This is a genomic window from Rathayibacter sp. AY2B5 (genome assembly GCF_002931645.1).
Taxonomy (GTDB): domain Bacteria; phylum Actinomycetota; class Actinomycetes; order Actinomycetales; family Microbacteriaceae; genus Rathayibacter.
This window is the reverse complement of the sequence record NZ_PSUE01000032.1, coordinates 1-13,614: the sequence shown is the minus strand read 5'-3', so window position 1 is coordinate 13,614 and position 13,614 is coordinate 1. Positions and strand designations below refer to the sequence as shown.

The following is a 13,614-nucleotide window of genomic DNA, read 5'->3' as shown; positions in this document are numbered from 1 at the left end:
CTGCTCCCCTGAAGGCTCTTCCATGCACGCCACCCCCCTTATCGACGCGACCCCCGGCGTCGTCCTCGAGCGCGACGGCTCCGTCGCCCGGATCACCCTCAACCGCCCCGACGCCCTCAACGCGATCGATCTCGGCACCGCGCGACTGCTGCTGAGCACCGTCGCCGACCTCGACGCCGACGCCGGCTGCTCCGTCATCGTGATCGCCGCGGCCGGCCGCGCGTTCTGCACGGGCGGCGACATCTCGGCGATCATGGGGTCCGAGAACCCGGACCACTACCTGCGCGACGTCGCGACCACGACCGCCCAGGTGATCCGCCTGCTCGAGGACAGCCGCGCCGTCGTCGTCTGCGCGATCGACGGCATGGTCGCCGGCGCCGGCATCGCCTTCGCTCTGGCCGCCGACATCGTGATCGCGACTCCCGCCGCCCTCTTCCTCAGCGCGTACGGCGACGTCGGGCTCGTCCCGGACGTCGGAGTCACCGCCGCGCTCCCCCGCGTCGTCGGCCGCCGCCGCGCGCTGGACTTCGTGCTGTCCGGCCGCCCGGTCCGCGCGGCCGAGGCGCTGGAGTGGCAGCTCGTGACCGAGGTCGTGCCGCGCGCCGACCTCGCCGGCCGCGTCGAGGAGCGCCTGCGCGCCCTGGCGGCGAAGCCGGCGCACGTCGCGTCCGCCGCCCGCCGCCTCCTGCGCACCGACCCGCTCGACCGCGCCGAGCGCATCGTCGAGGAGACGGACACCCTGGTCGAGTTCCTGGCGGTCCCCGCCACGCGCACGCTCCTGGACGCCGAGCACGAGCGCCAGGCCCGCCGCGCCGCCCGGGCGACCGCCTCGCTCTGACCCGGCGCGAGCGTCCTCGGCGACGCTCCGGCTCCGGGCCGGGCGGACGTCCGCCCGACGGCCCGCGGATCGGCCGGGCGTTCTCCTCCGATCTCGGCTACGGTGGTCCCCGCGAAGGGGAGTAGTTCCCACCGTCCGCCGAGCGGACGACGAGGCGCGTCGACATGCTGGTCCGGGACGATCCGGGCCCGGCGCTCCACCCCGGCTCCGGCCGGGGCGAACGAGACCTTCGGTCAGTCGACGCACGTCCTGACCGGTCCTCTCGCGCGGGTCGGCGGACCTGAGCCAGGAGATCGCATGGCGACCACCGCCCCCACCCCCAGTCCCGCACAGGTGCGCCGCTGGCGCCGCTACCTCGCCGACGAGCTCGCCGAGGCCTCCGTGTACCGCGACCTCGCCGGCCGCCGCTCCGGCGAGGAGCGGGAGATCCTGCTCGCGCTCGCCGTGGCCGAGGGACGCCACGAGGAGCACTGGCGCGAGCTGCTCGGCTCCGCGGCGGAGCCCGCGCCCCGCCCGGACCTCCGCACGCGCTTCCTCGGCTTCCTCACCCGCCGCTTCGGCTCCGTGTTCGTCCTCGCCCTGATCCAGCGCGCCGAGGCCCGCTCCCCCTACGCCGACGACGACGACGCCACCGAGGCGATGGCCGCCGACGAGCGGATCCACGGCGAGGTCGTCCGCGGGCTCGCCGAGCGCGGTCGCAACCGCCTCTCCGGGACGTTCCGCGCGGCGGTCTTCGGAGCGAACGACGGCCTGGTCTCGAACCTCGCCCTCGTGCTCGGAGTGGGGGCGAGCGGAGTCGGGACGGGCGTCGTCCTGTTCACGGGCATCGCGGGCCTGCTCGCCGGCGCCCTCTCGATGGGCGCGGGCGAGTTCGTCTCGGTGCGCTCGCAGCGCGAGCTGCTCTCGGCCTCCAGCCCGGACCTCGACGCGAACCGCATCGTCCCCGATCTGGACGTCGACGCGAACGAGCTCGCCCTGGTCTACCGCGCTCGCGGGATGACCCAGGAGCAGGCCGACGCGCGTGCCGCCTCCGTCTTCACGGGCCTGCGCGGCGGCGCCGTCACCTCCCCCATCACGCTGGGCGGTCCCGCAGGAGACCCCGACGTCGACGAGCACGAGTCGATCGGCACGGGCATGGGCGCGGCGCTGTCGAGCTTCTGCTTCTTCGCCTCGGGCGCGATCATCCCGGTGCTGCCCTACCTGCTCGGCCTGACGGGGCTCGCCGCGGTGGTCGTCGCCTGCGTGCTCGTGGGCATCGCCCTGCTCGCCACCGGCGCGGTCGTCGGGCTGCTCTCAGGCGCCCCGCCGCTGGCCCGGGCGCTGCGCCAGCTCGGGATCGGCTACGGCGCGGCCCTGGTGACCTACCTCCTCGGCCTGCTCTTCGGCGCGTCCGGAGTCTGAGCCTCGGCCTCGAGGAGCTGCGCGGACTCGCGCGGCTCCTCGGCGCGGGGCCGCACGACGACGCCGCGCCACCGCAGCGCGGCCACTCCGACCGCCAGCAGCAGCGACGCCGGCAGGCAGCCCAGCAGGGGGATGCAGGAGTAGTAGAGGAGCTGCCGCTGGATCCACGCGGGCGAGGGCACGTCGGAGTCGCCGTAGTAGGGCGGAGGCGGCGAGGAGTAGCCGGTGTAGAGGAGCGCGAGGCCGATCAGGGTCCCCGCGAGGCCGGCGAGCAGGAGCACGAGGAGCCACGGGTTCCGCAGCAGGGGCGCCTCGCGCACGGGCTCGGCGGGAGCCGCGGGAGCGGGGTCGGCGGCCGGCTCCGGCAGGGGTGCGGGCGCGGTCTCGGCGCCGAGGCGGTGCGACCGCCGGCCCTCGGCGGCTCCGGCGATGTCGGGCAGGGCCATGATGCGGCGCGGTCCCGGCACGGACGAGGAGCCGGGGCGGACCACGCGCGACTCCGGGAGCGCGGGACGAGCGGCGGCTCCGGACGTGGCGGCGGGAGCGCCGGGGGCGGCACCCGTGCCGGGCCTGGCGAACGCCCGCTCGTCGCCCCTCAGACGCTCCACCGGTCCCGAGAACCCGCGCTGGAAGGCCGGGTCGTAGCGCGGGTCGACCCGTTCGTCGTCGTCGTCAGTCATCGTCGCGACCCGTCATCGTCGTCCCCGGTCATCGTCGACCACCGGCTCGTGGGAGAGGATCCCGCGCAGCCAGTCGCGGGCCTCGAGGAACACCTCGTCGTCGTAGCGTCGCACGGAGGTGACAGGGCGGCGGTCAGCGCGCGGATACGAGCCGAGGAAGATCACCTTCGGGCTGAAGCGCCGCAGCCCCATCAGCGCGTCGGCGACCCGCTCGTCCTGGACGTGCCCGTCGAGGTCGATGACGAACCGGTACCGGCCGAGGGCATCGCCGATCGGCCGCGACTGGATCATGCTCAGGTTCACCCCGCGGGTCGCGAACTGCTCGAGCATGTCGAGCAGGGCGCCCGGCTGGTCGGCCGGGAGCTCGGCGATCACGCTGGTCTTGTCGGCGCCGGTCGGCTCGGGCAGCGCGTGCGAGCGCGAGACGTGCACGAAGCGCGTGACGGCGTTCGGATTGTCGCCGATCCCCTCCGCCAGCACCGCGACGTCGTGGTGGGCGACGATCCCGGGAGGGGCGATGGCCGCGTCCGCGGGAGATCCGCCCAGCAGGTCGACGGTGGCCTGGACGTTGCTGGAGGCCGGCAGGTGCTCGTGGCTGGGGATCTCGCGGTCGAGCCACACCCGGCACTGCCCGTAGGCGACGGGGTGCGCGGCGACGGTGCGCACCTCCTCGAGGCTCGTCCCCGGGCGGCCGACCAGGATGAACGACACCGGCACCAGGTACTCGCCGACGATGCGCAGCCCCGGGATCCGCGCCAGTGCGTCCTGCGCGGCCGTCACTCCGCCCTCGACCGAGTTCTCGATCGCGATCACCGCGCCGTCGCTGCGGCCGGTGACCAGATCGCTCAGCGCCTCCCCCACGTTCGCGACGCTGCGCCACAGCTGTCCGCGCGCCTCCGGGACCTGCGCGAGGGCCGCCTCCGTGAACGTGCCGCTGGGCCCGAGATAGCTGTAGGCACGGGTCTCGGGGGCGCTGTCGGGCATGGCGCAAGCCTAGCCAGCCGCGGTACCCCTGGAGGGGGCCGGACTGCCACTATGGACCGCATGACCGATCGCGCAGGGAAGCCGGCACAGGCCTCCGATCTCATCGACGTCGAGGCCCTCGTGAGGGCGTACTACGAGAAGAAGCCGGACGTCTCCGACCCGGCTCAGAAGGTGGTGTTCGGCACCTCGGGCCACCGCGGATCCTCGTTCGACACGGCCTTCAACGAGGACCACATCGCCGCCGTCACCCAGGCGATCGTCGAGTACCGGACGGAGCAGGGCATCACCGGCCCGCTGTTCATCGGCGCCGACACGCACGGGCTCTCCCGCCCGGCCCTCACCACCGCCCTCGAGGTCCTGGTGGGCAACCAGGTCCGCGTGCTCGTGGACGAGTTCGACGACTTCGTGCCGACGCCGGCGCTCAGCCACGCGATCCTCCGCTACAACAACGACCCCGCTCACACCGACCGGGCCGACGGCATCGTGGTGACCCCCTCGCACAACCCGCCCCGCGACGGCGGCTTCAAGTACAACCCGCCGCACGGCGGCCCCGCCGACTCCGACGCGACGACCTGGATCGCCGACCGGGCCAACGAGCTCATCGCCGACGGCAACCGCGGCGTGACCTCGGCCGAGCCCTCCGCGGTCGAGACCTACGACTACCGCACGCACTACGTCGCGGACCTGGCGAACATCATCGACCTCGACGCGATCCGGAAGGCCGGCGTGCGGATCGGGGCCGACCCCCTCGGCGGCGCCTCCGTGCACTACTGGCAGCTGATCGCCGAGATGCACGGCCTCGACCTGACCGTGGTGAACGGGGAGGTCGACCCGGCCTGGGGCTTCATGACCCTCGACTGGGACGGCAAGATCCGGATGGACCCGTCCTCCCCCAGCGCGATGGCCTCGGTGGTCGCGCGCGCCGGCGACTTCGACATCCTCACCGGCAACGACGCCGACGCGGACCGGCACGGCATCGTCACCCCCGACGGCGGGCTGATGAACCCCAATCACTACCTGGCCGTCGCGATCGACTACCTCTACCGCCACCGCACCGGCTGGCGCGAGGACGCGGCGATCGGCAAGACGCTGGTCTCCTCCTCGATCATCGACCGGGTCGCGGAGTCGCTGGGCCGGCGCCTCTGGGAGGTCCCGGTGGGCTTCAAGTGGTTCGTCCCCGGGCTGGTCGACGGCTCGGTCGGCTTCGGCGGCGAGGAGTCCGCGGGCGCCTCGTTCCTCCGCTTCGACGGCACCGTCTGGACCACCGACAAGGACGGCATCCTCCTCGCGCTGCTCGCCTCCGAGATCGTGGCGGTCACCGGGAAGAGCCCGTCGGCGCTCTACCGCGAGCTGACCGAGCGCTTCGGCGACCCGGTCTACGAGCGCGTGGACGCGGTGGCGACGAAGGCGCAGAAGGCGGCCCTCGGCAAGCTGGACGGCGACGCGATCGCGGCGACGACCCTCGCCGGGTCCGAGATCACCGCGAAGCTCTCGAAGGCGCCCGGCAACGGCGCGGCCGTCGGAGGCGTCAAGGTCGTCACCGAGGACGCCTGGTTCGCCGCGCGCCCCTCCGGCACCGAGGACGTCTACAAAATCTACGCCGAGAGCTTCCGCGGCCTCGACCACCTGCACGAGGTCCAGGCCGAGGCGCGCACGATCGTGGACGCGGCGCTGAACTCCTAGGCGCTGCGCTCAGTCGCCCGAGAAGGCTCGTTCCCGCCCAGGAGAACGAGCCTTCTCGGGCGACTCAGCGGCGGTGAGGAAAGGGCCGGCTACCAGCGCGGGTGGACGGTGGGGCGGAAGTGGGTGTCGTAGAGGGCGTTCACGGCCTCCATGAAGGCGGGGCCGAGGGGGGCGGCGGAGGCGGCGGCCGCGTTGGCGCGGGCCTGCTCGGGCGAGCGGGCGCCGGGGATCACCGAGGTGACGCCCTCCTGCTGGATGATCCAGGCGAGCGCGGCCGCCGCGGGGGCGAGGCCGTGGTCGTCGGCGAGGCGGGAGAACTCCTGCGCGGCCTCCACGCCGGTCGCGAAGTCGACGCCCGAGAAGGTCTCGCCGACGTCGAAGGCGGAGCCGTCGCGGTTGTAGCTGCGGTGGTCCTCCGGCGCGAACACGGTCTCGGTCGTGTAGCGGCCGCTGAGCAGGCCCGAGGCGAGCGGGACGCGCGCGAGGATGCCGACGCCGGCCTCGCGGGCGGCGGGCAGCACCTCGTCGAGCGGCTTGAGGCGGAACGCGTTCAGGATGACCTGGACGCTCGCGACGTTCGGGCGGGCGATGGCAGTCAGCGCCTCCTCCGTGCGCTCGACCGAGACGCCGTAGGCGGCGATCGCGCCCTCGGCGACGAGGGTGTCGAGGGCGTCGTAGACGGCGTCGTCGGAGTAGACGGAGGTGGGCGGGCAGTGCAGCTGCACCAGATCGAGGGTGTCGACGCCGAGGTTGGCGCGCGAGCGGTCGGTCCAGGCGCGGAAGTTGTCGAGCACGTAGTTGGCGGGGATCTGCTCCGCGCGACGGCCCATCTTGGTGGCGACGAAGACCTGCGCGTCGGGGTGCGCCGCGCGGTAGGCGCCGATCGTCCGCTCGCTGCGGCCGTCGCCGTAGACGTCGGCGGTGTCGAAGAGGGTCACCCCCGACTCCACCGCTGCGTCGAGCACGGCGAGGGCGTCGGTCTCGGCGACGTCCCCCCAGTCGGCACCGAGCTGCCAGGTTCCGAGGCCGACGACGGAGACGGGGGCGCCGGTGCGTCCGAGGATTCGAGTTTCCATGCCTCCACCGTAGGTGCGGCCGAGCCCGCGGCGGACCCCCTTGCGCGTGCTCTAACGTCGAGGGCATGCCCCTCCTCGTGCTCGGAAGCGCCAACCTCGACCACGTCCACCGGGTCGCCCGCATCCCCGCTCCCGGAGAGACGGTGCTCGCCCTCGACGCGAGCACCTTCCCGGGCGGCAAGGGCCTCAACCAGGCCGTCGCGGCCGCACGGACCGAGCCCGGCACCGTCTTCGTCACGAGCCTCGGACGCGACTCGGCGGGAGACCGGCTCGCCGCGGTCCTCGGCGAGGAGCCGCTGGAGCTGCGTGCCCGCCGCGGCGACGTCCGCACCGGCACCGCGCAGATCACCGTGGACGAGCGCGGGGAGAACGCGATCGTCGTCGACTCCGGAGCGAACGCCGCCCTGGTCGGATTGACCGGAGAGGAGTCGGCCCTGGTGGCGGCGGCCGACGCCCTGCTCCTCCAGCTCGAGATCCCGACAGCGACGGTGACGGAGGCGGCCCGCGCCGCGCGCGCCGGCGGCACGGTGTCGATCCTGAACGCCGCCCCGATCGGCCCGCTGCCGGAGGAGCTCCTCGCGGTGCTCGACGTGCTGATCGTCAACGAGCACGAGGCCCGCGAGCTCGCCGCCGATCGCGGCATCACCGCCGCCGACGACGACGCGCTCGCCGCTGCCCTCACCGCGCTGGTGCCGCTCGTGCTGGTCACCCTCGGCTCCGACGGCGTCGTCGTGGCGGTCCGCGACCGCGAGCCGGTGCGCACCCCGGCCTTCCGGGTGGAGGCTGTGGACACCACCGGCGCCGGCGACACCTTCTGCGGCGCCTTCTCGGCCCGGCTCGCCGCCACGGGAGCACGGCTCGACGATCCGGAGCAGCTGGTCGCCCTCACCCGCTGGGCGAGCGCGGCCGCGGCGATCTCGGTCACACGCGCCGGAGCGGCGGTGTCCGCGCCGACGGCGGCCGAGACGGACGCGTTCCTCGCCGAGCGCGCCTGAGCGGGAGCTCCTCAGGGGGAGACGGCGCGGATACAGGCCTCGGGCGCCCTGCAGCACCGTCGCTCCGGTCGGCACGGTGCACTCCGAAGAAGCACGAGAGCGCCCGGCCCGGCTCCGCTCCTCGCGGCGGGGCGTCCCGCCCGGCGGACAGCCGCGCCCGCTAGCGGATCCGGCTAGTCGATCGCGGCGACCCGCACGGTCACCCGCGGCCGCAGCTCCGGATGCACCCGGACGCACCACTCGCGCACCGCGGCTCCGATCGCGCGCGCCACGTCCGGCGCGGACGCCTCCGCGGTCACGCAGAGGTCGACGGCCACGGACACCTCGTCCCCCGCGACGCGGACCAGGACCGGATCGGCGAACGTGCCGCCGCTCGCGGTGCCCAGCGGCTCGACCACGATCCCGGTCGCGCTCAGCGCCGTCGCCGCGTGCGCGAGCACGTCGCGCACCTCGGGCCTGGCCGGCATCAGGGTCGCGACACCGTCGAGGGCGCGCAACTCCGCAGCGAGCGCGGACACCGGATCGACCGGGGCCGCCGCCTCGAGGCCGCTCACGACTCCTCCGTCCCGGGGACGTAGACGTCCTCCACGCGGACGTCGATCCTCGACACCCGCAGCTCGGTCTGGGTCAGCAGCCGCGAGTGCACGCGCTCGCGCACCTGCTGGGCCGCCTCGGCGATCGGCACCCCCCAGAAGACCGAGATCGTCAGCTCCACCACGACCTCCGCGCCCGGCTCGGCGATGTCGCCGACCAGGCGGCAGCGGCCGACCAGCACGCCGGCGACGCTGTCGCCCGCCTCGCGCACGAGTCCGCGGACCGCTCCCTCGGTGATCGTGAGCGCCACGTCGGGCTGGACGCTCGCCAGTGGGATGTCGCGTCCGGCCCGCGACTCGCGGCGCACCTGGGTGAGGATCGAGCCGAACCAGCTCTCCTCCGGCGCGGGCAGGCGTGCGGCGTCGTCGTCGATGAGCGCGCCGGAGAGGGCGCGCACGCGCTCGAGGGCGCGCAGAGTGCGCCGGTGCTCCGGCGACTCCTCGATGGCGGGGTCGTACGGCGTGCGCCCGCGGTCGAGGTAGTCGCTCAGCTCGTCGATGCCGATGCCGTCGCCCTCCTGCTCCGTCGCGTCCGCCTCCTGCTCGAGCGCGGGCGGCAGCACGACGTCGTGCTCCCCCGCGCGCTCCGGCCCGTCGCCGGGACCCTGGTCCGCGTTCATCGCGTCTGCTCCCTCATCGCCAGTCCTCCATCGCCACGACCAGCGACTCGCGCGCGCGGGCGAGCTTGCCCCGCACGGCGGTCACCGTGAGACCGAGGTGATCGGCGATCTCGTTGTACGACTCCCCGCCGACCTCGCGCAGCACCCAGCACTGACGCTGCGACTCCGGCAGCTCGGACAGGGCGTGCGCGAGAGCCCGCATGGCGTCGCTCTGCTCGGCGGCCTCGAACGGGCCGGGCTCTCGGGCCGGGGGATGCTCCACGGCGTCGACGTCGTCGGTCGGGCGGCGCTGGCGCAGCAGGTCGACGCTGGAGCGGCTGACGATCCGCATCATCCAGCTGCGCACGCTCGCCGGCTCCTTGAGCTGCGGGAGCTGCGCCCAGACCGTGATCAGCGCGTTCTGCACGGCGTCGGAGGCGTCGGCCTGCGAGCCGGTGAGGCGCCAGGCGTAGGCGCGGAGGATCGACTGGTGCCGCTTGACGAGCACCTCGAAGGCGCGCACGTCGCCCTCGGCGGAGCGCTCGGCGAGCAGCGCGTCGCTCGCCGCTTCCAGTCCGGGCACGGCGCCTCCTCCCTCTCCGCTCACGCGGCCTCGGGCCGCCTCTCAGGTGACGCTCAGGAAAAAGTCCGCCGAGCACCGTGACGAACGCCGTCCGGGCTCCGTCTCACTCATGAAAGCACAGCCCGACCGGATTCCCGCCGGGCCTTCGACCCCGGTCTGCTCAGCAACGGCAGCCGATGAGACGTCCAGGAGACCTCATGAGCGACACCACGCGCACCCCCTCCACCACCCGCGTCGACAAGACCTCCGTCGACACGGTCACGAGCCTCGGCGGCTCGCGGACCTCCGGCACCGCCCAGGGCACCACGGTCATCGACGACAGCGTCGTGGCCAAGGTCGCCGGCATCGTGGCCCGCCAGGTGCCCGGCGTCTTCGCCCTCGGCAACAACGCCGCCCGTGCCTTCGGCGCGATCCGCCAGGCCGTCGGCGGCGCCGACCACGCCCAGGGCGTGAGCGTCGAGGTCGGCGAGACCCAGGTCGCGGCCGACGTGACCATCGTCGTCGAGTACCCCGTGCCGATGCAGAAGGTCGCCGACTCCGTCCGCGCCGCCGTCTCCGAGGCCATCACCGAGCTCGTCGGCATGGCCGTCGCCGAGATCAACGTCGCCGTCGTCGACGTGCACATCCCCGGCGACGACAAGGACGACGAGGCCACCGAGAGCCGCGTCCGATGAGCGACTTCCAGCGCCCCGCGCCCACCGCCCCCGGCGGCCGCAGCACCGTCCTCGGTGTCGTGGTCGGCGCGATCCTCGCCTTCGCGGCCCTGATGTTCGGATTCTGGGGCTTCGTCCTCACCGCCCTCTTCATGGCCCTCGGCGTCGTGATCGCCCGCATCGCCGACGGCACCCTCGACGTGCGCAGCCTCGTGGACGTGTTCCGCGGCCGCACCACCTCCCGCTAGGAGCCCACCGTGACCGCTCTCGACACGCGTCCCGCATCGCCGGTGGCGGGCACCGTCACCATCACCGTCCGCTCCATCGAACGCGCCGCCGTGGCGATCGTCCACGAGGAGCTGGGCGTGGAGGTCTCCGCGATCCGCGTCCGCCTCTCCGATGACCGGGGCGGCCTCGCCCTCGCGGTGACCGCGCCGGTCGTCGTCGAGCCGGGCACCGCCCCGGCCGGCGGCTCCCTGCTCGAGCGCCTGCGCGGCGACCGCACCCGCATCGCCTCACGCATGGAGGCGCTGACCGGGCGCACCGTCAGCCGGATCGACATCCGGGTCACGGGCACCCGCACCCGAAGCACGAGGAGAGTCGCATGAGCCCCGCACCGTCGGCGCCCGACACCCGCTACAGCCGCTACCTCCGTCGCGAGACCCACAAGTCCCGCTCCGCCGCGCAGATCGTCGTCCTGGTGCTCATCGCCCTGGTCGCGGCCTACGTCGGCACGGAGGCGGTGCTCGCGATCCTCGGCGCCGCGCCCCTGCTCGCCGCACCGTCCGCCCTGCTGGGCGCGATCGTCGGAGTCGCGTCGCTGGCGAACCCCGCCCTCATCGGCGTGGCCGTCGGCGCGGGCGTCCTCGCCCTGGTCCTGCTGGTGCTCGCACTGGCGCCCGGGGCCCGGGCCCGCCACACCGTGGACGACGACCGCCTCGCCGTGGTCGTGGACGACGGCGTGATCGCCTCCTCCCTGGCCCGGGCAGCCCGCACGGCCGCCCACTCCCGCCGCGAGGACACCCGCGCCTCGCTCGGGCGGCGCACCGCACTGGTCGAGGTGACCCCCGCCTCCGGCATCGCGGTCGACCGCGACGCCGTGCAGAGCGCCGTCGACGAGGAGCTCGCCCGCATCGGCGCGAAGCCCGCCCCGCGCTCCACCGTCCGCGTCTCGACCTCCGGGAGGATCTGATGACCACGAGCAACCGCTTCGTCAACCGGCTCGTCCTGCTCGTCGTGGGCCTCGTGCTCGCGCTGGTCAGCGCCGGAGCCGTCCTGATCGCCGTCTCGCAGCCGGTCCGCGACTCCGTCCTCTCCTTCGCCGACGGCGAGGGCGCGGCCCTGGTCTCGCGCCTCTCCCCCGAGGAGGGCACCGCCTGGAGCGATGCCGCCGTCCTCTGGCCGCTCTACGCCGTCGTCGGAATCTGCCTCCTCGGCATCGTCCTCGCGCTGGTGATGGCCTTCGCCCACGGTCACGGCCGCACCGGCACCGTCCTCCGCGACGAGGCCGAGGGCGCGCCCGCCGGAGGGATCGAGATCGCGACCGGCTTCGCGGAGGACGTCCTCGAGACGGCTCTCGCCGGGCGGACGGAGCTCCTCGACGTCACGGTCGCGGCCTACCGCCACGGCTCCGAGACCGCGCTGAAGGTGCGCGTCCTCCCCCGCGGCGGCGTCTCGCCCCGCACCGTGGTCGACGCCGTGCACCAGGAGGTCGACGCGCTCGACGCCCTGCTCGGCGCCCGCCTGCCGGTCCTGCTCGAGGTCGCCTCGAGCGCCCGGGCCGGCTTCTCCAAGGAGGACCGGGTCGCCTGACTCCGGTCCCGCAGCTTCCCCGGCACCCGCCGGCGGATGGTCACACCGAACAGAAGGAGCCCCTCATGGGTGCAGACGACAAGATCCGCAACGCAGCCGAGAACCTGGTCGGCAAGGCCAAGGAGGCCGTCGGCAAGCTGACGGACAACGAGCGCCTCGAGGCCGAGGGCCAGGCCGACCAGACCAAGGCCCACACCAAGAAGGTCGGCGAGGACGTCAAGGACGTCTTCAAGAAGTGATCTGACCGGAACCTCGACGGGGCCGTCACCGCATCAGCGGTGGCGGCCCCGTCGTCGTGCGTGGAGCGGGTGCGTCGAGCGTCAGACGCCCCAGAACATGATCCGGCCGGCGGAGGCCGCGTCGATGCTCTGGTCGTGGTTGTCGGCGGTGTGCGAGGAGTAGAGGATCCTGTCGCCGTCGAGGCTGGTCACGACGCCCGTGTGGTCCCAGTCGCCCGAGCCGTCCCAGTCGAACTGGACGATGTCGCCCGGCTTCACCCGGCTCCGCTCGGAGTCGGGGATCGCGGTCGCGCGCTCGGGGTGCGCGGCGAGGTAGGCGTTGAACGCTGTCGACGACGCCCAGGCGGAGCTGTACCCGCCGGAGGAGGAGTAGCTCCATTCGCCGTCCATCTCCCAGCCGCGGGCGATCAGCGACTGCGAGGTGAAGTTGACGCAGTCGTTGCCCGAGATCACGCCGTACTGGGCCGAGTTGTAGTCGTTCCAGTAGGTGGAGAGGTAGTCGAGCTGCGAGGCCAGGCGGCTCGCGTCCAGTGCGGCCTGGGCCTTCGCGGCCTCGATCGCCGGGTCGGGCGTGTAGGCGAAGGTGATCGCCGAGGCGACGACCTTCGTGCTGGCGAGCACGCCGGTCGCGGCGGGGCCGGGAGTGGCGGTCGCGGTCGGGGCGGCGAGGTCGGTCGAGGCCTCGGCCGTCGTGCCCTCCGCGGCGCCCGACGTGTCGACGGCCGGCTGCACTGCGTCGGCCGGGGTCCCGTCGACGGTGACCGCCGCGGCGGAGTCGGTGACCGCGTCGAACGTGATGGCCTGACCGTCGGCGTCGAAGAAGGCGACCGGGACCTCGCCCGCTGCCTCTCCGTCGGCCGGAGGGGCGGTGACCGTGATCTGGTCGGGGTTGTCGACCGCGACGCTGCCCTCGGCCTCGCCGAAGCGGACGGTGGCGACCGAGTCCAGGTTCGATCCCTCGAGCGTCACGCTCGTGCCGCCGGCGACGGTGCCGGAGGTGGTGGAGACGGAGCTGAGGACGACCCGGGCGGAGGCGGTGGTCGCGGGGAGCACGGCGACGCTGGTCGAGGTCGGAGCAGCGGAGGGCGTCGCGGTGGCCGACTCGGCCGAGGAGCCGGTGCCGACGGTGAGGCTCAGGCTCGACGCGACGGCCACGACGACGAGCCCGCCGGAGACGGCGAGCGCCAGCGTGCGCGGGGACGGGCGGAAGAAGGATGCCCCGCGGCGGGCGGGCGCGGTGCGGAGCCGGTGCCCCTCCGCTTCGCGGCGGTCGCGGCGGGACGAGAACGATCCCTCCGGGGCGGGGTGCACCGGGGCGGGAGCCGAGGGCTGCGCGGGAGCGGCGGCGGGTGCGGCGGGCCGGATGCGGCCCTCGCGCTCGCGGGCCTCGCGGTCGTCCGGGGCGCAATGTCCCGCGTTCCGGACGACCGCGAGGCGCCGCCTCCCCGGCCGGACACCGCGGTGAGGGCGGTGTCCGG

The 13,614-nt window shown here is 74.1% G+C and carries 17 protein-coding genes; 10 read left to right on the top strand and 7 right to left on the bottom strand.

The window, feature by feature from the left end; translation table 11 throughout:
• Positions 1 to 22 precede the first annotated feature (22 nt).
• Positions 23 to 838, top strand: coding sequence for an enoyl-CoA hydratase/isomerase family protein (locus C5C30_RS15555; RefSeq protein WP_104334050.1), 816 nt, complete (start codon positions 23 to 25; stop codon positions 836 to 838).
• 297 nt (positions 839 to 1,135) lie between these two features.
• Positions 1,136 to 2,239 (top strand): VIT1/CCC1 family protein, encoded by a 1,104-nt coding sequence (locus C5C30_RS15550; protein WP_104224963.1) that lies wholly within the window; start codon positions 1,136 to 1,138, stop codon positions 2,237 to 2,239.
• On the opposite strand, the gene C5C30_RS15545 is transcribed toward C5C30_RS15550, so the two are convergent.
• Complete coding sequence (locus C5C30_RS15545; protein ID WP_104334049.1) at positions 2,200 to 2,919, bottom strand: hypothetical protein; 720 nt, start codon at positions 2,917 to 2,919, stop codon at positions 2,200 to 2,202. The genes C5C30_RS15550 and C5C30_RS15545 overlap by 40 nt on opposite strands.
• A gap of 12 nt (positions 2,920 to 2,931) precedes the next feature.
• On the bottom strand, positions 2,932 to 3,903 hold the full coding sequence (gene pheA, locus C5C30_RS15540) for a prephenate dehydratase (RefSeq protein WP_104334048.1): 972 nt from the start codon (positions 3,901 to 3,903) through the stop codon (positions 2,932 to 2,934).
• 60 nt (positions 3,904 to 3,963) lie between these two features.
• Here pheA and pgm point away from each other — a divergent pair, with 60 nt between their 5' ends.
• Positions 3,964 to 5,586 carry a phosphoglucomutase (alpha-D-glucose-1,6-bisphosphate-dependent) gene (pgm, locus tag C5C30_RS15535; RefSeq protein WP_104226793.1) on the top strand — a complete coding sequence of 541 codons (1,623 nt, stop codon included), beginning with the start codon at positions 3,964 to 3,966 and terminating at the stop codon, positions 5,584 to 5,586.
• 89 nt (positions 5,587 to 5,675) lie between these two features.
• On the opposite strand, the gene C5C30_RS15530 is transcribed toward pgm, so the two are convergent.
• A complete protein-coding gene (locus tag C5C30_RS15530; RefSeq protein WP_104334047.1) occupies positions 5,676 to 6,662 on the bottom strand; it encodes an aldo/keto reductase in 987 nt (328 codons plus the stop codon).
• Between the two features lie 65 nt (positions 6,663 to 6,727).
• On the opposite strand from C5C30_RS15530, the gene C5C30_RS15525 reads away from it, so the two are divergent.
• Positions 6,728 to 7,657, top strand: a complete 930-nt coding sequence (locus tag C5C30_RS15525; protein ID WP_104334046.1) for a ribokinase — start codon at positions 6,728 to 6,730, stop codon at positions 7,655 to 7,657.
• Positions 7,658 to 7,830: 173 nt separating this feature from the next.
• Here the strand turns inward: C5C30_RS15525 and C5C30_RS15520 are convergent, their stop codons facing one another.
• Genes C5C30_RS15520 through C5C30_RS15510 form a run of 3 tightly spaced genes read right to left on the bottom strand, consistent with a single transcriptional unit; the run spans position 7,831 to position 9,432 of the window.
• On the bottom strand, positions 7,831 to 8,211 hold the full coding sequence (locus C5C30_RS15520; protein WP_104224958.1) for a hypothetical protein: 381 nt from the start codon (positions 8,209 to 8,211) through the stop codon (positions 7,831 to 7,833).
• The gene (locus C5C30_RS15515) at positions 8,208 to 8,870 is read right to left on the bottom strand and encodes an Asp23/Gls24 family envelope stress response protein (protein WP_104233947.1); all 663 of its coding nucleotides are present in this window, start codon (positions 8,868 to 8,870) and stop codon (positions 8,208 to 8,210) included. The genes C5C30_RS15520 and C5C30_RS15515 overlap by 4 nt, the downstream gene beginning before the upstream one ends.
• A 13-nt stretch (positions 8,871 to 8,883) precedes the next feature.
• Complete coding sequence (locus tag C5C30_RS15510) at positions 8,884 to 9,432, bottom strand: RNA polymerase sigma factor (RefSeq protein ID WP_104224956.1); 549 nt, start codon at positions 9,430 to 9,432, stop codon at positions 8,884 to 8,886.
• 197 nt (positions 9,433 to 9,629) lie between these two features.
• On the opposite strand from C5C30_RS15510, the gene C5C30_RS15505 reads away from it, so the two are divergent.
• The 6 genes from C5C30_RS15505 (at position 9,630) to C5C30_RS15480 (ending at position 12,136) form a co-directional block, all read left to right on the top strand.
• Positions 9,630 to 10,106: an Asp23/Gls24 family envelope stress response protein gene (locus C5C30_RS15505; protein WP_104334045.1), complete on the top strand. Its 477-nt coding sequence runs from the start codon at positions 9,630 to 9,632 to the stop codon at positions 10,104 to 10,106.
• Positions 10,103 to 10,333: a DUF2273 domain-containing protein gene (locus tag C5C30_RS15500; RefSeq protein ID WP_104224954.1), complete on the top strand. Its 231-nt coding sequence runs from the start codon at positions 10,103 to 10,105 to the stop codon at positions 10,331 to 10,333. Before C5C30_RS15505 ends, C5C30_RS15500 begins: the two co-directional genes overlap by 4 nt.
• Positions 10,334 to 10,342: 9 nt before the next feature.
• The gene (locus C5C30_RS15495) at positions 10,343 to 10,693 is read left to right on the top strand and encodes a hypothetical protein (RefSeq protein ID WP_104226786.1); all 351 of its coding nucleotides are present in this window, start codon (positions 10,343 to 10,345) and stop codon (positions 10,691 to 10,693) included.
• Positions 10,690 to 11,277, top strand: coding sequence for a DUF6286 domain-containing protein (locus C5C30_RS15490; RefSeq protein ID WP_104226787.1), 588 nt, complete (start codon positions 10,690 to 10,692; stop codon positions 11,275 to 11,277). Before C5C30_RS15495 ends, C5C30_RS15490 begins: the two co-directional genes overlap by 4 nt.
• Positions 11,277 to 11,897: a hypothetical protein gene (locus C5C30_RS15485; RefSeq protein ID WP_104224951.1), complete on the top strand. Its 621-nt coding sequence runs from the start codon at positions 11,277 to 11,279 to the stop codon at positions 11,895 to 11,897. The genes C5C30_RS15490 and C5C30_RS15485 overlap by 1 nt, the downstream gene beginning before the upstream one ends.
• A gap of 65 nt (positions 11,898 to 11,962) precedes the next feature.
• Entirely contained in the window at positions 11,963 to 12,136 is a 174-nt protein-coding gene (locus C5C30_RS15480; RefSeq protein ID WP_104226788.1) for a CsbD family protein, read from the top strand.
• 81 nt (positions 12,137 to 12,217) lie between these two features.
• Here the strand turns inward: C5C30_RS15480 and C5C30_RS15475 are convergent.
• Positions 12,218 to 13,614, bottom strand: a 1,397-nt coding sequence (locus tag C5C30_RS15475; RefSeq protein ID WP_104334044.1) for an amidase domain-containing protein, incomplete at its 5' end; no start/stop codon positions are given.

What these genes read in the sequence shown, in the direction of transcription:
- C5C30_RS15555 (WP_104334050.1), top strand. Translation starts at nt 23, where the DNA reads ATGCACGCCACCCCCCTTATCGACGCGACCCCCGGCGTCGTCCTCGAG.
- C5C30_RS15550 (WP_104224963.1), top strand. Translation starts at nt 1,136, where the DNA reads ATGGCGACCACCGCCCCCACCCCCAGTCCCGCACAGGTGCGCCGCTGG.
- C5C30_RS15545 (WP_104334049.1), bottom strand. Translation starts at nt 2,919, where the DNA reads ATGACTGACGACGACGACGAACGGGTCGACCCGCGCTACGACCCGGCC.
- pheA (WP_104334048.1), bottom strand. Translation starts at nt 3,903, where the DNA reads ATGCCCGACAGCGCCCCCGAGACCCGTGCCTACAGCTATCTCGGGCCC.
- pgm (WP_104226793.1), top strand. Translation starts at nt 3,964, where the DNA reads ATGACCGATCGCGCAGGGAAGCCGGCACAGGCCTCCGATCTCATCGAC.
- C5C30_RS15530 (WP_104334047.1), bottom strand. Translation starts at nt 6,662, where the DNA reads ATGGAAACTCGAATCCTCGGACGCACCGGCGCCCCCGTCTCCGTCGTC.
- C5C30_RS15525 (WP_104334046.1), top strand. Translation starts at nt 6,728, where the DNA reads ATGCCCCTCCTCGTGCTCGGAAGCGCCAACCTCGACCACGTCCACCGG.
- C5C30_RS15515 (WP_104233947.1), bottom strand. Translation starts at nt 8,870, where the DNA reads ATGAACGCGGACCAGGGTCCCGGCGACGGGCCGGAGCGCGCGGGGGAG.
- C5C30_RS15505 (WP_104334045.1), top strand. Translation starts at nt 9,630, where the DNA reads ATGAGCGACACCACGCGCACCCCCTCCACCACCCGCGTCGACAAGACC.
- C5C30_RS15500 (WP_104224954.1), top strand. Translation starts at nt 10,103, where the DNA reads ATGAGCGACTTCCAGCGCCCCGCGCCCACCGCCCCCGGCGGCCGCAGC.
- C5C30_RS15490 (WP_104226787.1), top strand. Translation starts at nt 10,690, where the DNA reads ATGAGCCCCGCACCGTCGGCGCCCGACACCCGCTACAGCCGCTACCTC.
- C5C30_RS15485 (WP_104224951.1), top strand. Translation starts at nt 11,277, where the DNA reads ATGACCACGAGCAACCGCTTCGTCAACCGGCTCGTCCTGCTCGTCGTG.
- C5C30_RS15480 (WP_104226788.1), top strand. Translation starts at nt 11,963, where the DNA reads ATGGGTGCAGACGACAAGATCCGCAACGCAGCCGAGAACCTGGTCGGC.